The organism is Bowmanella yangjiangensis, assembly GCF_018531185.1.
Lineage (GTDB): Bacteria > Pseudomonadota > Gammaproteobacteria > Enterobacterales > Alteromonadaceae > Bowmanella > Bowmanella yangjiangensis.
The window spans coordinates 154,571-176,713 of record NZ_JAHDJU010000002.1 but is presented as its reverse complement, the minus strand read 5'-3'; the positions used below and the strand labels follow the sequence as shown (position 1 = coordinate 176,713).

14 protein-coding genes are annotated in these 22,143 nt (G+C 51.4%); 8 read left to right on the top strand and 6 right to left on the bottom strand.

Going from position 1 to position 22,143, the window contains the following annotated elements; genetic code table 11:
• The first annotated feature begins 184 nt into the window (after positions 1-184).
• The 3 genes from KJY73_RS10340 to KJY73_RS10330 all read left to right on the top strand — a co-directional run bounded on the left by KJY73_RS10340 (position 185) and on the right by KJY73_RS10330 (position 7,909).
• Positions 185-2,323, top strand: a complete 2,139-nt coding sequence (locus tag KJY73_RS10340; protein ID WP_214343624.1) for a multiheme c-type cytochrome — start codon at positions 185-187, stop codon at positions 2,321-2,323.
• A 176-nt stretch (positions 2,324-2,499) separates the two neighbouring features.
• Entirely contained in the window at positions 2,500-6,408 is a 3,909-nt protein-coding gene (locus tag KJY73_RS10335; RefSeq protein WP_214343622.1) for a S8 family serine peptidase, read from the top strand.
• Positions 6,409-6,598: 190 nt separating this feature from the next.
• Positions 6,599-7,909 carry a GAF domain-containing sensor histidine kinase gene (locus tag KJY73_RS10330; protein WP_214343620.1) on the top strand — a complete coding sequence of 437 codons (1,311 nt, stop codon included), beginning with the start codon at positions 6,599-6,601 and terminating at the stop codon, positions 7,907-7,909.
• A 33-nt stretch (positions 7,910-7,942) separates the two neighbouring features.
• Here the strand turns inward: KJY73_RS10330 and KJY73_RS10325 are convergent, their stop codons facing one another.
• Positions 7,943-8,695, bottom strand: a complete 753-nt coding sequence (locus tag KJY73_RS10325; RefSeq protein ID WP_214343618.1) for a TrmH family RNA methyltransferase — start codon at positions 8,693-8,695, stop codon at positions 7,943-7,945.
• A gap of 340 nt (positions 8,696-9,035) precedes the next feature.
• On the opposite strand from KJY73_RS10325, the gene rlmE reads away from it, so the two are divergent.
• Positions 9,036-9,656 (top strand): 23S rRNA (uridine(2552)-2'-O)-methyltransferase RlmE, encoded by a 621-nt coding sequence (gene rlmE, locus KJY73_RS10320; protein WP_214343616.1) that lies wholly within the window; start codon positions 9,036-9,038, stop codon positions 9,654-9,656.
• 8 nt (positions 9,657-9,664) lie between these two features.
• Here the strand turns inward: rlmE and fdxA are convergent, their stop codons facing one another.
• On the bottom strand, positions 9,665-9,988 hold the full coding sequence (gene fdxA / locus KJY73_RS10315) for a ferredoxin FdxA (RefSeq protein WP_206595468.1): 324 nt from the start codon (positions 9,986-9,988) through the stop codon (positions 9,665-9,667).
• 183 nt (positions 9,989-10,171) lie between these two features.
• Between fdxA and KJY73_RS10310 the strand changes: the two genes are divergently transcribed.
• Positions 10,172-11,788, top strand: a complete 1,617-nt coding sequence (locus KJY73_RS10310; protein WP_214344596.1) for an NAD(P)/FAD-dependent oxidoreductase — start codon at positions 10,172-10,174, stop codon at positions 11,786-11,788.
• Between the two features lie 41 nt (positions 11,789-11,829).
• On the opposite strand, the gene ylqF is transcribed toward KJY73_RS10310, so the two are convergent.
• On the bottom strand, positions 11,830-12,834 hold the full coding sequence (gene ylqF / locus KJY73_RS10305; RefSeq protein WP_214343614.1) for a ribosome biogenesis GTPase YlqF: 1,005 nt from the start codon (positions 12,832-12,834) through the stop codon (positions 11,830-11,832).
• A gap of 186 nt (positions 12,835-13,020) precedes the next feature.
• On the opposite strand from ylqF, the gene leuA reads away from it, so the two are divergent.
• The gene (gene leuA, locus KJY73_RS10300; RefSeq protein ID WP_214343612.1) at positions 13,021-14,715 is read left to right on the top strand and encodes a 2-isopropylmalate synthase; all 1,695 of its coding nucleotides are present in this window, start codon (positions 13,021-13,023) and stop codon (positions 14,713-14,715) included.
• On the opposite strand, the gene KJY73_RS10295 is transcribed toward leuA, so the two are convergent.
• The 3 genes from KJY73_RS10295 to KJY73_RS10285 form a co-directional block, all read right to left on the bottom strand.
• Complete coding sequence (locus KJY73_RS10295) at positions 14,689-15,444, bottom strand: AraC family transcriptional regulator (protein ID WP_214343610.1); 756 nt, start codon at positions 15,442-15,444, stop codon at positions 14,689-14,691. The two genes, leuA and KJY73_RS10295, sit on opposite strands and share 27 nt — an antisense overlap.
• 58 nt (positions 15,445-15,502) lie before the next feature.
• The gene (locus KJY73_RS10290) at positions 15,503-16,621 is read right to left on the bottom strand and encodes a M14 family metallopeptidase (RefSeq protein ID WP_214343608.1); all 1,119 of its coding nucleotides are present in this window, start codon (positions 16,619-16,621) and stop codon (positions 15,503-15,505) included.
• A 110-nt stretch (positions 16,622-16,731) separates the two neighbouring features.
• The gene (locus tag KJY73_RS10285) at positions 16,732-17,559 is read right to left on the bottom strand and encodes an arylamine N-acetyltransferase family protein (protein WP_214343606.1); all 828 of its coding nucleotides are present in this window, start codon (positions 17,557-17,559) and stop codon (positions 16,732-16,734) included.
• A 328-nt stretch (positions 17,560-17,887) separates the two neighbouring features.
• On the opposite strand from KJY73_RS10285, the gene KJY73_RS10280 reads away from it, so the two are divergent.
• Both KJY73_RS10280 and KJY73_RS10275 read left to right on the top strand, forming a co-directional pair.
• The gene (locus KJY73_RS10280; protein ID WP_214343605.1) at positions 17,888-19,042 is read left to right on the top strand and encodes an efflux RND transporter periplasmic adaptor subunit; all 1,155 of its coding nucleotides are present in this window, start codon (positions 17,888-17,890) and stop codon (positions 19,040-19,042) included.
• A gap of 3 nt (positions 19,043-19,045) precedes the next feature.
• Positions 19,046-22,141: an efflux RND transporter permease subunit gene (locus tag KJY73_RS10275; protein WP_214343604.1), complete on the top strand. Its 3,096-nt coding sequence runs from the start codon at positions 19,046-19,048 to the stop codon at positions 22,139-22,141.
• Positions 22,142-22,143 lie beyond the last annotated feature (2 nt).

Genomic DNA, 22,143 nt, shown 5'->3' with positions numbered 1-22,143 from the left:
GTCCAAAAAAGCAGGCCTAAGTTTTAACAACTTAGGCCTCTTCACTATGCATCTGTTGTGGCGGTAATTTGTGTATAACATTAAGAATAACTCCCTAAATCACTCCATAGTCATTTCTTTATTCATATTGCTTGCCAGCGTAACAGGCCAGTCGTATGCCGCTGACGTGGCGACACCTCCTTCAATGCCAACAAAGAGCGCACTTTCACAAGAGAAAGTCAGCTACGTTGGGGGGGCAAGTTGTAAGCAATGCCATAGCACAGAATACCAAGCCTGGCAGAATTCCCATCATGACAAAGCCATGCAGCCAGCATCAGCACTTACTGTATTAGGAAACTTTAATAACACTAAGTTTGAGTACTTTGGCGTGCAATCGCGCTTTTACAAGAGAGGAGACACCTTCTACGTTGAAACCGACGGCCCAGATGGTGAACTCCAAGAATATCCCATCGCTTATACCTTTGGCGTTTACCCACTTCAGCAATATCTAATTGCCTTTCCAGGAGGACGCCTTCAGGCACTTAACCTAGTTTGGGATAGCCGGGAGAAGGAGCAAGGGGGGCAGCGTTGGTTCCACCTTTACCCTGATGAAAACATTCGTCATGACGATGAGTTGCATTGGACCGGGCTCAATCAGAACTGGAACTACATGTGTGCTGATTGCCATTCAACTAATCTGAACAAAAACTACGATCTGGATACAGACAGTTATCACACCTCCTGGACTGATATTAATGTAAACTGCGAGGCCTGCCATGGACCGGCTTCAGAGCATCTGCGCTGGGCTGAAAATCCGGAAAAGTATGTTAACAGCAGCGGTAAAGGCTTCAGTTTTCAGTTTGATCAGCAAGCTGTATGGCGCTTTATCAATCCGGACAGCACGGCTGCCCAGCGATTTCCCACTGAGATATCCAGAAAAGAAGTGGAAACTTGTGCCGCATGCCATTCCCGGCGAACCACCAGCCACCCCGGAACATTACCCGGAGACCCATTACTGGAGCATTTCCAACCCAGTTTGCTAACCCCTCCGCTTTATCATGTTGATGGCCAGGTCAATGGTGAGGTGTATGTTTATGGTTCTTTTGCTCAAAGCAAAATGTATCAAGCTGGTGTTACCTGCAGCGACTGCCACGATCCTCATAGCCTGAAGTTACGTGCATCTGGCAATCAGATTTGCGCGCAATGCCACTTACCGACCAAGTTTGATACTCAAACTCACCACTTACATAAACAAGGCTCTGAGGGTGCACAATGCATCAACTGTCACATGCCGGTTAAGAATTTCATGGTGGTGGATGCCAGAAACGATCACAGTTTCCGCATTCCTCGTCCCGACTTGTCGTCAACTCTTGGAGTTCCCAACACTTGCAATCAATGTCATAGCGATGAATCCAGCGAATGGGCTGCAGAAATCCTGGAGAAGCACTTTGGCAAGCCAGGCAAGCCGCATTTTGCCCAAGCCCTCGCTGCCGGATTGTCAGGGGCTCAACAGGCAGAGTCGCAACTCGCAAAATTGATTTTTGCTCAAGATCAGCCAGCCATTGCACGAGCAACTGCCGTTAGTCTGCTCCCAAATAATATGGCGTCACAACAATCCGCCATGCTACTTCAACAAGTTGCACAAAGTGATGAGCCATGGCTTGGTTATGCACTGGCTTCAGTAGGAGAGCAAATCCCTGCGCAACACAGACCGATTTTTATGGTGCCATTGCTGTACGAAAGCAGCCCGGTCACTCAAGGTTTAGCAGCAAAGTCGCTGGCGGGCATATCCCTTAGCCATCTGCCTGCTGATGTAAATGAAAAATATCAGCTTGGTATAAAAGCATTCTTGGATTCCAATACCTTTAACGCAGACAGACCTGAATCACTAACCAATCTAGCCAACTACTTTGCTGAGCAGAACTTAACCGTCAAAGCAGCGGACTACTACCACAAGGCAATTTCAAAAGCCGCTTACTACACCCCAGCCTACATAAATCTCTCCGAGGTTTATCGACGCGGTGGTGATGAAAACAAAGGACGCACTGTGCTCCAGTCTGCCTTAGGACAAGTGCAGGATGCTTCAATAATCGAATATGCATTGGGTCTGTCCTTCGTTCGCGATAAACAAATGGATCAGGCCCTGGCTTATCTTGAAAGCGCAGCCACAAGCCAAGATGCCCCAGCACACTACATCTATGTTTACTCAGTAGCCTTAGATTCAGCAGGTCAAACAGATAAAGCCATACAAGTGCTAAAGCAAGGCCTGAGGCAGTACCCTAAGAACCCAAATCTGAGCGCACTGCTGAGCTCGATAAATCAGAAACGCTCGGGCCACAACTAATCCTGACCTAAAACAAATAGAACTGACCAGCAGCTAGCTTAACCATGCAGGATGCATGACTAAGTTGGCGCTGATTACACCCTGTAGCACTTATTCACTAACTGTACAATTATTGCACTGCACTTGTTATTAACATTTGGCTAACGACTTACCACGGACCTCAGATGGAGAGGAATATGTCCAAGGGTACGCTATGCCGGCCAGTGCAATTTTTGACGCTATTGTTTGTGATGATGACGGTGGTGAATGCCGCGCATGCGCAGTCAGTACAGATCCCTGGTCGCTATATTGTGGCCTTTGACATGCCGTCTGCGAAGACGCAAACAAATATACCGACAGACACAGCAATCGCGGTCCAAACGCGACAGATGATCAATCAGCAGCACAAAGTATTTACCCAACAAATTAAAGGGCACATTCCGTCCGCGAAGATTAAACGCCGTTTTGACACCTTAATTAACGGTCTGGAAGTTTCTATTAATGAAAATGAGCTGGCAAGCTTGTCTAGGCTACCTGGGGTAAAACGCGTTTACCCTGTCAGGATGCGCTATGCCCACCTTGACAGTAGCCATCAGCTCACGAACAGCATTGAGGCCTGGGCTCAGCTAGGGGGACAGCAACACGCTGGCAAGGGCGTTAAAATAGCCATTATCGACTCAGGTATTCAACCTGATAACCCTATGTTTGCTGACGAAGGTTTTGAGGCACCGGAACTATCCAACCACAGTTGGCTGACACAAAATCCTGACTATTGTCGCATGGCCGGGGGCGACCCCAGCTTCTGCAACAACAAACTGATTATCGCCAGGGTATTCCCGCCTGATGACGACGAGATACTACAAACTGGATCTGAATTCGACGTAACACCGCTGGATAACAACCGACATGGTAGTCATGTAGCCGGTATCGCTGCCGGCAACCCGGTTAATGTCAATTTTGAAGGTGTCGATATGACACTTTCCGGTGTGGCGCCCGGCGCGTATTTGATGGTCTACAAAGCGCTGTTTGACAATGGGGGCGTAGTCCGAGGTTCAGATGCCATGCTATTGGCAGCACTGGAACATGCCGTTAAAGATGGCGCTGACGTGATTAATAACTCTTGGGGTTCCATTCAGGAAGAAGATCCTGAGTTGTCGGTATTTGCTCCGGTGTTTAAACAAGCAGAGCAAATGGGCATTGTGGTGGTGAATTCTGCTGGCAATAACGGGGCCTGGGGCAATAACGCGATTAATTGCCCTGGCTGTATTGAATCGGGCATTACGGTAGCCAACAGCACCCATGGCCGCGTATTCGGGCATAGCGTCAGACTGGGTGAGACCGCCTTTGCCACCTCCTCAGGCGACAATCTGCTGGCATTTGAAGATATGCAACTGCCCCTGAGAGCTATAAGAGATTTTAACGCCGATGGCTGCTCTGCACTGAGTCAGAATGCCTTATCCGGCATGGCCATACTCATTGACTATACCCACAGTTGCCCGCTTGATACCCTCGCGTTGAATATTGCGCAGGCCGGCGGCCGGGCAATTCTCGTTTATCAGGACAACCAGTCAGATTTTGAAACCCTTCGCCCGTACAATCAATTTTCTGGTGAGTTCCCACTGCCAGTATTAGGACTTACCCGTGCAGACGGGCGTTTACTGATGGACAAAGCCCTGAGCGGACATAACAGCATACATATCTCAGGTACCAGAGAGGCGCTGGTCAACCAAGCAATGCGCAATCAGTTAAACCCCGGCAGTTCAGTGGGCCCCAATCTCAATCCTAACGTGCTGAAACCCGATATCACGGCGCCGGGTACGGATATTCTGTCCGCAGCGGCTCCACGACCCGACGTAATTTTTCCTCCAGACCTGCCACCTTCACCAACATCAGATAATCAGGAACCTGTGTTTGCGCTGATCAGCGGCACCAGTATGTCGTCACCGCAAGTCACGGGGGCCGCCGCATTGATGCGACAGGCACATCCGAATTGGACTGCGATTCAAATTAAAACGGCCCTGACCTCAACCGCAACGCCCTCGATTAAAAAGGAGTTGAAAGCAGGCACGCCCTTTGAGCAAGGTGCAGGCTTGCTGAACATCCCGGCAGCATTGAACGCTGCACTCACGTTTTCATCCGCGTCACATGCGCATGGCGCGTGTGTCGCGACCTGTCAGTTCACCAATACCCTAACCAATGTCAGTGACCAAGCGCAGACCGTTGAGATCAGTATTCAACTGGAAAATGCGCAGGCCATGTATACCTTGGCACAGCAACGTGTTGCGCTATCAAAAGCCAATACCCCACAAGCTTCAGCCGATCTGACCTTCACCATTGATACATCAGCGGTGGACAATGGCACCTGGGTGTTTGGCAACGTAATTCTGACCTTAAGTAACGGCAATACCCAACGCCTTCCTATCGCCGTATTTGCCAATGACAATAGTGATACAAGAGCACTGAGTTCAAACCTGTCACTCAACCCAAATGGACAACTTCAGGCCACCACAAGGATAAAAAACATTGATTTTGTAACAGATCCATCTGTTAGCATCAGCGCGCCGGCGTTTGCGACTATTCTCGTCGACACTGTGTACGCCGAGATAGCTAACGGTGAAACCACTCAGTTGCAGCTTACCGACCAAGGCAAGTTGCTGTGGCAGGGCAAACTCACGGCTGGAAGCATGTCCTTACAACCAACCAATGCCTGGAATGGGCCCAGCCTGAAGGCCAGCGGTGTAGAGCCTGTTGCATGTCAGGATGACTGCTTCGCCTTTGTTAAACAAGCAGACTTTACCTTTAATTATCATGGCCAGACGTACCAGGGAGTCACGGTTTCTAGCAACGGTTTTGTTGTGGCAGGCAAGGTGGCATTGGGACCTTTTGATGCGAATCCAGGCGCGAAATTTCCCAGTGAAGACAACCTCAACAACATTATCGCCCCCTTGTGGGCAGAGTATGACTTGAAAAATCCAAACAATCCTGAGGATAGCGGAGCAGGCGAGCTATATATCGACACCCTTGAGTGGCAAGGGCAACGTTACCTTGTAGTTGAATGGAACGAAGTCGCCTTATTCGGCTATGAGGAAGAAGACTATGCGCCTTACAGCTTCCAGGTCATCATAAAAGAGAACAGTGACCAGATTTTGTTTAACTATCTGCATGTTATCGACGTGATCAATGCCACCATTGGCGCTGAAAACAATGACGCGACCCTTGGAGTTACCTATTCCACGGCGCCAGGGACCTCATCATTGCCCACGCCCATCCAAGCCACCAACTTTACCCTGGCTCTGCACACCCAACCGGCCGGAATCGCAGATATTCACTATGCGTTGGAGCTTGAGGCGGCAGGAATAAGCGCGGCGGCAGACCAGATTACACTCGATGAAGATAGCCAGGTGAACATAGATGTACTGGCAAATGACAATAGGCCTCGTGATGTTGTTATCAGTGCAGACCTTAGCGCAGCTAAACAGATAACCAACGCCCGTCGTCTGATATCCCTGCCTCGGCCGGCACTTGATCGAGCCACTTTGACTGTCATCACGTCGCCGCAAAAAGGCAACGTGTCAGTGGCTGACGGTCTGATAACCTACCAACCCGAAAGTGATGCTAATGGCAACGATACCTTTGAGTATCAGATTTACGACCACAGTGGCGAGTTATCTGCCAGCAATCAGGTCACTCTTAACATCACCGCAATCAACGACGAGCCGGTAATCAACAACATTGCCAGACAGGTTGTAGCATCAGGCGCACAGGTTACCATTACCGCATCGGGCAGCGACGTGGATGGAGATCCACTGACCTGGTCCTGGACCCAAACTCAGGGCCCGACTGTGTCGTTATCGCCAGAAGGACAAACACTGCGTTTCACGGCACCCAATGCCGGAACAGAGCTGAATTTGTCTTTCTCCGTGGCAGCATCCGATGGCTTGCTATCCAGCCCCCCCCAACAGGCCAATGTAACAGTGAGAGCGACGACTCAACCGGACAGCAGGAACGGTGGAACGCTGTTTTATACCTTGTTGCTCTGGATGGCAGCCCTATTGATAAAATCAGGCGCTAAGCCAACAAAAAGGACCCTTTGGGGATATAAATAGCGGCAATATACTGAGGTATCCAAGCAAAAGTTAGATCTATTGACTCAACCTTTTGCGTTTGTGCAATACAGTGCATAGAGTTATGTAGATGCAATGCAAATGTGCTTGCTCCCGCAGACCGACAGTCGTTCGACTAGACATCCGGTGCGAGTTTGAGCCAGCGAATATGTAGCTTTGTAGGATGCATAGAATGAAATCAGCAGTATCGACTGTAAGGACCCGGCAAACCCAGCGTCCCGTCACTGTGCCCATCATGGAATTTGAAGACAAGGCCGTCCGCACACAAGTATTAGAAAAGTGGCAACGGGTACTGGATTTGGTCACTCAAATTTTCGATGTACCTTCAGCCTTAGTGATGCGTTTGCACGAGAAAGAAATCGAAGTATTTGCCAAAAGCCAGGCACAAGGTAATCCATATCATGTGCACGAAAAGGCCCCCTTAGGCTCAGGGCTATATTGCGAAACCGTGGTTGGCACCGACCGGGTGTTAGAAGTGATAGACAGCCTTAGTGACAAGGTATGGCAAGACAACCCCGATGTTGAACTGAATATGATCAGTTACCTGGGTTACCCGCTTAAATGGCCGGATGGTCAATTTTTCGGCACCCTTTGTGTGCTGGACTCCAGGCCAAGGGAATTTACCCGAAGATACAAGGACCTTTTAAATGAACTGTGCCTGGCGCTGGAGAAGGACCTAGCGCTGATCATGCAAAATCTGGCACTGCAGAATTCGTTGTCTGTATTACATCGTACTCAGGACCAGGTTATTGAGCTGGAAAAAAGCAAGCTCAGTACCGAACTCATCTCCTGCATTGCCCATGAAATTAACACGCCTCTGGGCATTGCCATCACTACCGCTTCGGTTATTGAGCATCTGCTTAAATCCAGCCTGCAGGAAGCTGGCAATTCTGAAGTTCAGGACAAACTGCAGGAAGGGATTGAGCTGCTGAATCGTAACCTGCAAAAAGCAGCCAATCTGATTGGCTCCTATAAGCAGGTCATAGCAGAGCAAGGCAGAGGCGTACTCGAAAAGGTGAACCTGAGCGACTATCTGCACAGTATCTTCACCAGTATGAAGCACGAATTGGGTGCCGCTAACGTGAAATACAGCATAGACTGCCCACCGGAATTCATCCTCAAGACCTATCCCGGTTTGCTTACCCAAGTGATAACGATCTTGATTAGCAACTCACTCAAACATGGTTTTGTCGGGCAACCCGGCGGCACCATTCAGGTTAGCGCAGCCCAGGCTAAGAAAACCGATGGCACCGATATACTGTTTCTGGACTATTGCGATTCGGGGGTAGGCATTCCTAAAGCCTCGGTAGATGCGATCTTCTCGCCGCTCTTTTCGGCCGAAGGTCAATCTAATCATGCAGGTATGGGTCTGAGCATTGCCCGCAGCTTGCTAGAGAACGCCCTGGCTGGCAGCATCCGATGTGAATGCCAGGGGACTAACAATGGAGCCCGGTTTATTCTGACCTTACCGCTTTTGCAGTAGAGTCTGACACTTGCTGCCCCCTATTAAAGTCGCTTACCCCTTCACCAGCGACAACTGATAGGCACAGATCCCTACCGAGCTGGCTAAATTCAGCGAATCGATACTGCCGCATCCAGCAATAGTAAAGGCATCAGCGTTAAAGGCCTTCAGCGCTTCTGATGGTACACCCCGGGCTTCGTTGCCAAAAAGGTAGCAATGGTACTCGGCAAATTCCGGGCTATTCACCTTGCTGCCATCTAAATCCAGGTAGGCAAACCGACTGAAGCGTTGCGACAGGTCCGTCAGTTCCACATCCAGTTCAATGGGCAGATGGAAAATAGCGCCCATACTGGCGCGCACCACTTTGGAGTTAAAGGGGTCGACGCTGTTGGGACTAAGCAATAAACGAAACCGACCGAACCAGGCCAGAGTGCGAATGATGGTGCCCAGATTGCCGGGGTCCTGTACTTCATGCAGATAAATGCAACGCTCGCCTTGATGCAGTGAGGTGGCTTGGTCGATCAAATCAGGCAGTGGCACACAGGCAATCATACCCTGCGGCGTTTTAGTATCGCTAAGCTGAGCCATTTGTTTGTCATTAAGCACCACTTGCTGAAAATCAACATCCAGTTGGCTGGCCCATTCCTGCTGTGCTTCAGTGATATAAAGTGTGACCCGGCGTTTCTCAGCTCTGGCTTTAAGGGCCTTTTGCAGCTCCAGAATCAAATGCTCGCCTTCAACCAGATAATGGCCAAACTGGGTTCGGTACTTCTTCTGATGCAGCTTTTTTGCGTCGTCTAGTTTCATATTTATCTGCCTGTCAGGCCTTTTATTCGGTATGTCACAGAGTTCAAGGAGAAAGCCTACGCCCTTTGAGTTTACGCCCCAACGTGCTCAAAGTTGCAAGCGCACCAATGAACATTGAGGCTATCAACCCCTTTGTGCTTTTCGTGTCCTTAGTGGTCAGCAGACGCTTATACTCCCACTATCACCACCAAGCCTTCAGTTTGAGAAGCTGAACTTAATACCTTTTTGTACTTAGGGTTTGTTGTGGCTAGCCGAGTTTCTGCATTAACACTCGCGGATTTTGCAATTCAGGGGCGCAAGCTTACAATATGCGCCGTTTTAACGACAGCAGACTCAGCTCATGGCCCGATCAAAAACCAGTAAAAAGTGGATGGACGAACACGTCAACGATCCCTATGTGAAAAAAGCCCAGATCGACGGTTACCGTTCGCGTGCCAGCTATAAGCTGTTGGAGATAAACGAAAAAGACAAGCTGTTCCGGCCTGGCAGTGTAGTAATGGATCTGGGCTCCGCCCCTGGCGGCTGGTCACAGATTGTCGCACCAATCGTAGGCGACAGCGGGCGGGTTATCGCCTCAGATATTTTGCCCATGGACGGCATTGTCGGCGTCACCTTTATCCAGGGTGATTTTACCGACGAAGCGGTTTACGAGCAGATCCTCAATTCCCTCGATGGCGCTCAGGTGGATACCGTGGTTTCCGATATGGCCCCCAATATGAGCGGGGTGAATACCACCGACCAGTATGCCTCCATGTATCTGGTGGAACTGGCGCTGGATATGGCCCGTAATGTATTGAAGCCGGGCGGCAGTTTCTGCGCTAAGGTATTTCAGGGCGTGGGCTATGAAGAATACGTAAAAGACGTACGCAGTTCCTTTGACAAGGTAATAGTACGTAAACCAGCGGCATCCCGTCCGCGCTCCAGAGAAGTGTATCTGGTCGGTAAAGGCTTTAAGGGCTGAAAAGGCCCTTAACGTTCAAGCAGATGCAGTTTGTCGGCCACGCCATTCCATTCATCGGCGTCGGCCGGTGGCGCTTTCAACTCGTTGATATTTGGCCATTCCTGACAAAGCTGCGCATTAATCTCTAAGTAATGTGATTGTTCCACTGGCAGCTCGGTATCCTGAAAAATCGCCTCTGCAGGACATTCCGGCACACATAAGGCGCAATCAATACAGATAGCTGGATCGATGACCAAAAAATTCGGACCTTCAAAAAAAGCGTCTACCGGGCAAACGGCTACACAATCTGTGTATTTGCATTTTATGCAATTGTCGGTCACTACAAAGGCCATGGCGGGCAGCTATCTCCGGGGTTATGTGTTGGCGGCAAGTGTAAAGTAGCCTTCCCAAAACACAAGTTTGTTTGTAGCAAAAGCCCGTTTACCGGGCTGTTTACCTACCTAAAGCATAGCAACTGTTTTAAAATGCTTGGCCCTGATCCAGGCACCGCCCGGCAAGTAGACGAGTACCTTAATATGTTACGTTTAACCGATATCAAACTTCCCCTTAATCACGATGAGCAGGCGCTGGAATTGGCGATTTTGCGCAAGCTGGCCATCAGTAAGGAGCAGTTACAGAGCTTTACGGTTTTCCGGCGGGGCTATGACGCACGCAACAAGAAAGATATTCAGCTGATCTACACCCTGGACGTTGACGTCACCGGGCAGGATGCGCTGTTAAGCCAGTTTGACCAGGATCCGGCTGTGCGTATTACCCCGGATATGGAATATAGGTTTGTGGCCAAGGCGCCTGAGGATCTGGCTGAGCGCCCGGTGGTGGTCGGCCTTGGCCCATGTGGGCTGTTTGCCGCTCTGATCCTGGCGCAGATGGGCTTTAAACCCATAGTGCTGGAACGCGGCAAAGCCGTAAGGGAGCGCACCAAAGACACCTTCGGGTTCTGGCGCAAACAGCCGCTTAATCCCGAGTCCAACGTGCAATTCGGGGAAGGCGGCGCTGGCACCTTCTCCGACGGTAAACTCTACAGCCAGGTAAAAGACCCCAAACATTACGGTCGTAAGGTGCTACACGAGTTTGTTGCCGCCGGAGCACCGGAAGAAATTATGTATGTTAGTAAACCCCATATCGGCACCTTTAAACTGGTGAATATGGTGGAAAAAATGCGCCAGCAGATTATCGACTTGGGCGGTGAGATTCGCTTTAGTACCAGGGTAGAAAGGCTGGAACTGGAAACGCACAATGACAGCCATAAACTCAAGGGCCTGCATTTATCGACCGGTGAATTTCTTAGCGCCTCCAAAGTGGTGCTGGCTGTAGGTCACAGTGCCCGGGATACCTTTGAGGCACTCTACGAGCAAGGCGTTTACATTGAAGCCAAGCCTTTTTCTGTCGGCTTTCGGATTGAGCACGAGCAGAGCATGATTGACCAGTGCCGCTTTGGTGACAATGCCGGTAATCCTATCCTCGGCGCCGCAGACTACAAGCTAGTGCATCACTGCAAAAATGGCCGCAGCGTGTACAGCTTCTGTATGTGTCCGGGAGGTACTGTGGTGGCCGCCGCGTCAGAGCCGGGCCGAGTGGTCACCAACGGTATGAGCCAGTATTCCCGCCATGAGCGTAACGCCAACAGCGCCATTGTGGTGGGCATCGAGCCAGAAAAAGATTACCCAGGCCACCCACTGGCCGGGATAGCGCTGCAACGCAAGCTGGAAGAGTTAGCCTTTAAAGCCGGCGGCGAGAATTACCATGCACCGGCCCAGCTTATCGGTGATTTCCTGGCTGGTAAGCCCAGCAGCGAGTTGGGGGAAGTGAAGCCGTCTTACACGCCGGGTATCACCCTTACCGATTTAAGCAAAGTGGTGCCTGATTTTGTTACAGAAGCCATTCGCGAAGCGATTCCGGCCTTTGACCGCCAAATCAGAGGCTTTGCCAAGGCCGACGGCATGCTGACCGGGGTAGAAACCCGCACCTCGTCGCCCGTGTGTATCAAGCGCGGTAAAGATTACCAGAGTATCAACGTGCAGGGCCTGTATCCTGCCGGTGAAGGGGCTGGCTATGCCGGCGGTATCTGGTCGGCCGGTATTGACGGCATTCGGGTGGCTGAAGCATTGGCTTTGGCGAGTCTGGTAGAATAACGCAAATGTAGACGCCGCCGCATTAACCGGCGGCGTTGGTTTTAGCGGCGGGCTTTTTTCATCCGCTTGCTTTGCTCTTCGCGTTTCTCGGTGCGCTTTTCTTTACGATCCTGCTTTTCAGGGGTTAACGAGCCTTCCTTAAAACGTTGCTTACGCTTAGCCTTATCCGCGGCTTTTTTAGCGGCAGCCTGCTCCATCTCGACCTTTTCCTGCACCAGCATCTCTGGGGTCTCCAGGCTGATGCGGCCCAGCTTGCCGGATTGCAGTTCATTCAGCAGCACTTCGCAGATCTTATGTAAATTAACCCGGCCACCGCTCATAATGGCGCCGCGCTTTTTAGCGGCCGCTTCCAGAAATTCCAGCTCGGTATCCGGCAGTTCTTCAAGCTTAAAGCGCTCTTTCATCAGCTGTGGATAAGCTTTGATCAGATAGTCTGCCGCATAAAAACCCACATCATCATATTCCATCGCGGTATTTTTTACCGCGCCTGAGGCGGCTAAGCGATAAATGGAATTGGGGTTTTCGGGCTTGGGCCACAGCACCCCTGGGGTATCAAACAATACGATGCCGCTGCCCAGATTAATCCGCTGCTGCGCCTTAGTAACCGCTGGCTCGTTGCCGGTTTTGGCAATAGTACGCTCGGCCAGAATATTGATCAGAGTGGATTTCCCTACATTGGGAATGCCGGTGATCATGGCGTGGATGTCTTTTACCGAGGCGTCTTTTTGCGCACAGATAGTGCGTATCAGCTGCATAATTTGTTTAGTTTCGCCGGGCTTGTCACTGGAGGTGGTGATGGTAGTGACGCCACGCTCACTTTCCAGATGCGCCTGCCACTGTGCGGTAACCTCGGGGTCGGCCAGGTCATACTTATTGAGAATCTTAAGGCAGGGTTTATCACCGCGGATCCTGGCTATTTCAGGGTTTTCACTGGAGTAGGGAATACGCGCATCCAATACCTCAATCAGGATATCAACCTGACGCAAAGACTCCTTTATCTCTTTCAGGGCCTTATGCATATGCCCGGGAAACCAATGTAAAGCCACTTAAGCCGTCCTCAGAATATCAATTACCGGCATTCTACTTTATCTGGGCTATTTGTTTAGGTTTCTCTTTGGGCATAGCCCAACATGCAGCTTGTCCATTTCGCGACGATAGCTGTCCATTGCTGTTGCGAAGTCGCTTCAACGGCTTGCCACAATAGCGGCATCCTTTATCCATGCAGAAACACCATGCTCAGCGACCCATCTGAAAAGTATCGCCCTTATCCACCTATTGTTTTGGATAACCGCCAGTGGCCTTCCAGGCAGTTCGAGCAGGCGCCCCGCTGGTGCTCCACCGACTTGCGTGACGGTAACCAGGCCTTGATTAATCCCATGGACACAGACACTAAACGTAAAATGTTCAAAAAGCTCGTAACCATGGGCTTTAAGGAAATTGAGGTGGCCTTTCCCGCCGCTTCGCAAACCGATTTTGACTTTGTCAGAAGCCTGATTGAGCAGCAGTTGATTCCCGACGATGTGTGGATCCAGGTGATTACCCAGTCCAGACCGGATTTGATTGAACGCACCCTGGCCTCGCTGCAGGGCGCAAAGCAGGCCGTAGTGCATTTATACAATGCCACCGCCCCTTTGTTTCGCGACTGGGTTTTTGGCCAGGATCAGGATGCCACCATAGCGCTGGCCGTTGGCGGCGCCAGACAAATCAAAGCCTTGTGTCAGGCCAGCCCCGGCACAGATTGGGTATTGGAATATTCACCGGAAACCTTCTGCTTTACCGAGATGGAATTTGCCTTGCAGATTTGCCGGGCGGTATATGACTGCTGGCAGCCCTGCGCCAAACGTCCGCTTATTCTCAATCTACCGGCGACAGTGGAGGTGAACAGCCCCAATGTTTACGCCGATCAGATTGAATGGTTTATCCGCCATTTTCCGACCTGCCCCTATACCACCATCAGCGTCCATCCACACAATGACAGAGGCACCGGCGTCGCCGCTGCCGAGCTGGCCGTACTGGCCGGGGCGCAGCGCGTTGAAGGCTGCTTATTTGGTAACGGCGAGCGAACCGGTAATGTCGACCTGGTGACTCTGGCCATGAACTTCTACACCCAGGGTATTCACCCCGGTCTGGACTTTTCCAATATGCAGGAGGTGGTAGAGCTGGTGGAAGAATGTATTAAGTTGCCAGTACATCCTCGTCATCCTTACGCCGGTGAGCTGGTTTTTACCGCCTTCTCGGGCTCACATCAGGACGCCATTAAAAAAGGCTTTGCCCGAAATGCCGGGCAGCCCCTTTGGCAAATTCCCTATCTGCCGCTGGATCCGGCCGATGTGGGCGCCAGTTACGAAGCCGTGATCAGAGTCAACAGCCAGTCCGGCAAAAGCGGCGCAGCCTGGTTACTGCAACAAAACCATGGCCTGCAGTTGCCACGCAATTTACAAGTCCACTTCAGTCAGCAGGTACAACGCCATACCGAGCAAAGTGGCGCGGAAATGCCGCAGTCAGCACTGTGGAACCTATTCAGAAGCTGCTACGGACTGACCACTTCGCCCAGGCTTACCTTAATAAGCTATGAGAGTTTTTCCATCCCTAATGGCCAGGGGGTAAAAGCCAAGGTTGGTTCGGAAAATCAAACCCTGCTGTTGGAAGGCCAGGCAAACGGCTTGCTTAGCGCCATGGCCCAAGCGCTGAATAAAGCCTTTAAGCTGCAGTTGGAAATCTGTGATTACCATGAGCACACGCTAGGACATCAGAGCAACAGCCGTGCCGTGGCGTATCTGGAATGTCTGACCAGCAAAGGCAAGATCTTTGGCGTCGGTATTGATAAGGATACCAGCCGCGCTGCCCTGCAAGCCTTGTTAAATGTCGCCGGGTCTTGCCTCGCCCCTGAGCAGCAGAGTCTACAAGCCGAGGTACTCACTGGGTGATACCCCCAGACAGCGCCGGAACATACTGCTGTAGGCGCTGGGGCTGTCATACCCCACCGCCAGTGCCACATCCACCACGTTGTGGCCCATGGCAAGGGCTTCCAGGCTCTCCAGCAGGCGCTTACGCCTCAGCCATTCGATAAAACTTAAGCCCGTTTCCCGCTGAAACTGCCGGGACAAGGTGCGCGTGCTGACACCGGCCAGACTGGCAGCACTAGCGAGATCCCAGGCTGCCGCCAAGCTTCGATGTACTTCATCACAAACAGTAAGCAAACACTCACTTTTCGGCATGGGCAGGTGAAGTGGAACCACAGGCAGACCTCTAAGTTCATCCAGGATCAGCTCCATCAGTCGCTCTTCCCGGCCACCCGACGGGTAATCCGCCGCCACCTGTAATCCACTTAAGATCAGTTCGCGTAATAATGGGCTGATGGAAATCACCCGGCAATCATCCGCCAGATCGGCGCGGGCTAAGGGGTCGACAAACAAGGTACGGAGTTTGACCAACCCATGCATTTTCAGGCTGTGCTGAGTATAGGCCGGTACCCAGACACCACGCCCAGGCGGGATAACCCATAACCCCTGTGGCGTGCTGACCCGGATAGCCCCTTGAACGGCCTGGATCAGTTGCGCACAGGCATGCTGGTGAGGTGGTTCACTATGACCATGCGGATAATCTTTGGCATATATCTGTAATGCGCGCTCCGGCACATTCTGGGCGTATAGCAAACTAGGTCCTTATTCTGTTACTAACAGCAGACCCACTATGACAAACGCCCTGAATGCGTCAGGGCAAGGTCTGCAGCACTTCCATCAACTGCCTGGCAGCGGCGCGGGCCACATCGGCAATATCCTGACGGTCGGTATTGTCACCCACTTCATAAGTGACCGCATGCACACCGTAGGTATCGGCAATATACTGCTTAAACACCCCTCTGTCTTTGTTATGACCGGGCTTGATATTGACAGGATAAGGTTTAATTACCTCGGCTAACTTAGCCAGCCAGTTATCCACCAAATCTGGCGGCGTCAGGCCATAATCCGTTGGCATGGTGTAGAACACATCATGATGGGTGGAATGAAAATCCATCGCGAAGCGAATCTTGCCGCCGCTAGCGACAATCTTTTGCAGATATTGGTGTACGGCCTGGATTTCCGGCTGTTCACGGCTGAACCAATCACGGTTTAAGTCCACCCCACCGACATTATGCCGCCAGTTTCCGGCATAAACGCCGTCCGGATTCATATTTGGCACCAAAAGCAGATTAAATCTCTTGCGCAATTGAGCAGCCTCGGTGGATGCCCCCAACACCTCATCAACAAAATGGTTCATGGCCATGGCACCGGTAATTTCCGGCGGGTGTTGACGGCCTATAAAGACCAGCCAGTCGCGGCTGTCGGCATGAGAAATCAGCCCCTCTATGGGCTTACCTTGTACAGACTGGCCCAACTGTATCAGCGCCAACCCTTTTGCCTGCCACTGTTTTTGCCACTGCTGGTAATCATCGTTATCCAGAATTTCCTGACCCGCCAACCACAAGGTGCCCTCAGGGAGAGCCAGTTTGATATGCATACTTTGGCCATCAATCTGATAATCCACAGGTTGCCAATGCTGTTTGTCCAGACTGACCTTAGGCAGATAACGGGGTTTGCCGTGCTCTACCAGCAACTCCAGTTCAATTTGCTGTACCTGGCGGCTTTCCAGCTTCAGGGCATACCAGGGGCTGGGGTTAATCGGCAGATTTTCTGGCTTGAGGGTTAAACGGTAGCTATCTGGAGCCAATTGCTGACACTGGTTGTAGCGCCCCATGGCAAAGTTCTTATGGATACTCAGCTTGTCAGACTGGCATTGGTCAGCAATAGCCAGATTGCTGACCAATGCCAGCAGTATTAGCGCATACTTCATGGGCACTCTCTCACTAAAATGGTTCCTGCCACCTTAGCCAAGAATGATCCCCTGCGCTTATTCAATAAAATTGGCTACTCATGCCCTAAAGCCATCCACTGCATTGGCTGTTATCCTGCCTTTGCCAAACTATCATCAAACATCGCTGCTAATACACCATACAAGGCCACTGGTGCATTAATGTTAAAGTGCTTACGCAGGCAGGCAATAACCTGTTCAGGCGTGGTCAGGGTTGTAGCGTCTAACAACTCACCTCCCTGATAGCGTTTAAACTCGCGATTGCGCAGGGTGTAACGATATTGGCCAGCGATCCTGGCCGCCACCAGATTGCGCACAAACACCGAGTCAGGGTGGGTGGACACATACCAGTTAAATACCTTGTAATCCGCATCCTGCTTAGGCTCCAGGTTGAATTGATAGAGGGTTTGCCAGCCACTGCTTTGCTCAAAGGCCAACTCGTAGTACCCCTGCTCTTCGGTGATTTTGTAATTACCATGCGCGGTAACCTGCACGTCGCGACTATCCAAACGCAAAGGTGCGGAAGGCGTAGTTACCCCAAAGCCCACATCCACCAGGTACTTCACGTCGGACAAGGTCAAAATTAGCAGCATATGCGAGGCCGGGGTCTGTACCTCCGGTGGCACTCCCCACCGAACCCTGGCGGCCAGACTCGTGACTTCGAAACCAAGTGACATAAGAACATCACGAAACAGCGCATTCTGCTCATAACAATAACCGCCACGGCCTTCGACGACCAATTTGTCCATCACGCTGTCCGCAGATAGCTCGACTGGCAGCGACATAAAGGCGTTGAGATTTTCAAATGGGATACTTTGCGTATGCCTGGCGACCAGGCCTGACAAGGTTGGTAAGTCCGCTGTCAGGGCTCCCTGATAGCCGATACGTTGTAAGTAGCGCGAAAGTCCAAGTTCAGTCATTGGGATACTCCTTTAGTTGATACCCCAACAGGCTAAAACCTCAACCTAAGCTGAGGTCAAGAGCAAACTCACCTTATCAGCCACATATTCATCTTTGCTTACATCTTTGCCAATAATCAAAAGCGCCATCTTCTTATTAGAGGAATTCACTTAAATATCAAAACCTTAGCAAATGCATTGCTCGCACAGTTGGTACACTGGAAGTTCAAAAACTCGTCTGATTGCATAAATAGCAAGGTAGGTGCCATTGCTTACATACATTCTTGTATGTATATTCGCGCACCTATGCTGCCAAAAGTGTCAGTTAACTAAATTAGAGGTATCGAATATGCAGAGCAAACTAAGGTGGGTGCTGACTGGCATTGCGGCGGTCGCGATGGTGGGTTGCGAGAAGCCCCAGGCTCCAGGTATGGCACCTGGCGTGCCGGAAGTGGAAGTCGTTACCCTGGCACCTCAGGCAATAGACCTTTCCACAGAACTACCTGGACGTACCGTGGATTTCCGTCAGGCAGAGATCCGTCCACAGGTCAGCGGCATACTGCAGAAACGTCTGTTTGAAGAAGGCCAAATGGTTGAAGCGGGGCAGGTGCTATATCAGATAGACCCCGCGCCCTATCAGGCCACACTCAGCAGTGCCGAAGCCACGTTAGCCAAGGCCAAAGCCGTGCTACGTAATGCGCAATTAAAAGCCAAACGAATTAAAGAGCTGCTTGCCACTAAAGCAGTGAGCACACAGGACTATGATGATGCTCTGGCGGCTGAATTGCAGGCAAAGGCCGAACTAGCCAGTGCAGAGGCGAGTTTGCTGAGTGCACAAATTAATCTCGACTACACCCAGATTAAGGCCCCTATCAGTGGGCAGATTGGCCGCTCCTCGGTAACCGAAGGTGCATTATTAACGGCCAACCAAGCACAGGGGTTGGCCACTATCCGCCAGTTAAACCCTATTTATGTGGATTTAACCCAATCCAGCACAGAGATGCTTAAACTCAAGCGCCAGTTGCAGCAAGGTGCATTAACGGCAGTACCGGAAACCGCTGTCACGCTCAAACTTGATGACGGCAGTGTTTATCAGCATCAGGGCAAATTGCAGTTCTCTGAAGTAAACGTAGACCCCAGTACAGGCATGGTCACTATTCGTGCCGTATTCCCTAACGAGCATGGTGAGCTGCTGCCAGGAATGTTCGTTCGTGCTGAGGTTCAGTTGGGTGTAGAGCCACAGGGCTTGTTGATCCCACAAAAAGCACTCATCCGCACGCCCAAAGCGCAAGCCTCGGTCATGCTGGTCAATGGGCAAAACCAGGTTGAAGCCCGCATTATCGAAGTGAGCCGGGCCATCGGCCAATATTGGTTAGCCGAATCCGGTATCCAGGCGGGCGATAAAATTATTGTTTCGGGCTTGCAGAAAGTTCGCCCCGGCACTCCGGTAAAAGTGCTTGAGCATGCAGCAACGCAGGGCGAAACGGCTAGCGCAGGAGAGTAATTAATGGCAAATTTCTTTATCAATAGGCCGATCTTTGCCTGGGTTATTGCCATCGTCATCATGCTGATGGGAATTCTCTCCATTAAGCAGTTGCCGGTGGAACAATACCCCAAGATCGCACCGCCAGCGGTAACTATCAACGCCAGTTATCCTGGCGCATCGGCTAAAACCGCCGAAGACGCGGTAACCCAGGTTATTGAGCAATCAATGAATGGCCTGGATAACCTGATGTATATGTCCGCGCAAAGCGATTCTGTGGGCAACGTTACTGTTACTCTGACCTTCGAAACCGGCACCGATCCGGATATTGCGCAGGTTCAGGTGCAGAACAAACTACAACGGGCGATTCCATTACTTCCTCAGGAAGTGCAGCAACAAGGTGTATCCGTTGCTAAATCCAATGGTAGCTTCCTGATGGTCATCGGCTTTATCTCCGAAGACGGCAGCATGAAGCGCGATGATATCGCCGATTTCGTGGTATCCAACGTTAAAGACCCGGTCAGCCGGACCCCTGGGGTAGGAAACGTCACCGTCTTCGGCAGCCAATACGCTATGCGCGTCTGGCTGGATGCCAATAAGCTCAATCAATACAAGCTCACGCCCACCGATGTCACTGCGGCGATTCGCGTGCAGAACAATCAGGTGACGGCAGGCCAGTTGGGTGGCGCTCCTTCACTACCAGGCCAACAGTTTAATGCGGCTATCCTGGCCCAAAGCCGTCTGAGTAGCCCTGAGGAATTCGGAAATATTCTACTGCGCGTCAATGCTGACGGCTCGCAGGTGAAACTGCGGGATGTGGCAAAAATTGAACTGGGCGGTGAGAACTATTCAGTAATAGGTCGCTACAACGGCATGGAAGCGACGGGTATCGCCATCGAAATGGCGACCGGTGCCAATGCTTTGGATACCGCCGAAGCAGTCAGAGCCACCCTGGATCAGCTTAAGCCCTATTTCCCCAATGGGCTTAAAATCGAGATCCCCTATGACACCACGCCGTTCGTAGAGATCTCCATCAGCTCAGTAGTACAGACGCTCTTTGAAGCCATCATCCTGGTTTTCGTGGTGATGTATTTGTTCCTGCAGAACCTGCGCGCTACCTTGATCCCGACCCTGGCAGTACCCGTGGTATTGCTCGGAACCTTCGCCATTATGACGGCACTGGGATTCTCAATTAACACCCTGACCATGTTTGGCATGGTGTTGGCCATTGGCCTGCTGGTAGATGACGCCATAGTCGTAGTGGAAAACGTCGAGCGGGTCATGAGTGAAGAAGGCTTGTCACCTATTGAAGCCACACGTAAGTCCATGGGACAGATCACCGGCGCCCTGATCGGTATCGGTCTGGTTCTTTCTGCGGTCTTTGTACCTATGGCCTTTATGGGCGGCGCGACCGGGGTTATTTATCAGCAGTTCTCCATCACTATCGTATCGGCCATGGCGCTATCGGTGTTGGTGGCGCTGATTTTCACACCAGCACTCTGCGCCACCATGTTAAAGCCAATTAAAGGCGACCATCATGCCAAAGGCGGCTTCTTCGGTGCTTTTAACCGCGGCTTTGATCGCTCCAACCAAAGTTACCAACGTATGGTAGGAGGAATGCTAAATCGTCCGACCCGCTCCATGCTGGTATACGCTGCCATCGTAGTAATTATGGGTGTGATGTTTATGCGTCTGCCGTCGTCTTTCCTGCCAGAGGAAGACCAGGGCGTTTTCCTGACTATGGTGCAACTGCCCACCGGGGCAAGCCAGGAACGTACAGAGGACGTACTGAAGAAAGTCTCGGATTACTACTATCAGGAAGACTCTGTGCGCTCGGTATTTACCGTCTCCGGCTTCAGCTTTGCCGGTCGTGGTCAGAATGTCGGTTTGGCTTTCGTGCGTTTAAACGATTGGGATGAGCGTGACAGCAGCCAAAGCGTGCAAGCCACTATCGGCCGGGCGATGGGGTATTTCTCGACAATCAAAGAAGCACAGATCTTTGCCTTTAACCTACCTCCGATTGTTGAACTGGGCAGTGCCAGTGGCTTTAACTTGTTCTTGCAGGATCGCGGCGCTCTGGGCCACGAAGCCTTATTACAAGCCAGAAACCAACTGCTGGGTATGGCCGCTCAACAGCCTGATTTGGTTGCCGTACGACCAAACGGTATGGAAGATGCGCCACAATTACAGATTGATGTCGACCAACTGAAAGCACAGGCGCTAGGCATCTCCTTGTCAGAAGTAAACCAGACCTTGTCCATAGGCTGGGGTTCTACCTACGTAAATGACTTTGTCGACCGTGGGCGGGTAAAGAAGGTCTATGTGCAGGCTGATGCTCAGTTCAGGATGACACCGGAAGACCTTCAGCATTGGTACGTGCGTAACAATCAGGGTGAGATGGTGTCCTTCTCTTCCTTTGCCACCAGCCGCTGGGTTTATGGACCACAACGCCTTGAGCGTTACAACGGGGTATCCGCCATGGAGATTCAGGGACAAGCAGCGCCTGGTTTTAGCTCGGGTGACGCCATGGCCAAGATGGAACAACTCATTGGTGAACTGCCAAAAGGCATAGACTTTGAGTGGACCGCCACCTCTTATCAGGAAAAACTGTCAGGATCTCAGGCGCCCGCCCTGTATGCGTTGTCCGTGTTAGTGGTATTCCTGTGTCTGGCTGCACTGTATGAAAGTTGGGCTATTCCTTTCTCGGTCATTCTTGTGGTGCCACTGGGCATTATCGGGGCGTTGAGTGCCGCATTTCTGATGGGCCTGCAAAATGACGTGTACTTCCAGGTGGGGCTATTGACCACTATGGGACTGGCTTCCAAAAACGCTATCTTAATTGTGGAGTTTGCTCGGGAGCTGCAAGGTCAGGGGATGGCGTTGATGAAGGCAGTGCTGGAAGCAGTGCGCTTGCGTCTGCGCCCCATCATCATGACTTCGCTGGCCTTCTCGCTGGGTGTACTGCCCCTTGCGATCAGCAGTGGCGCGGGTTCTGCCAGCCGCAATGCGATAGGTATTGGGGTACTGGGAGGCATGCTGTCAGCCACCTTCCTGGCCATCTTCCTGGTACCAGTATTCTATCTGGTAGTGCAGAAACTCTTCGTTAAACAGCGAACCTAGTT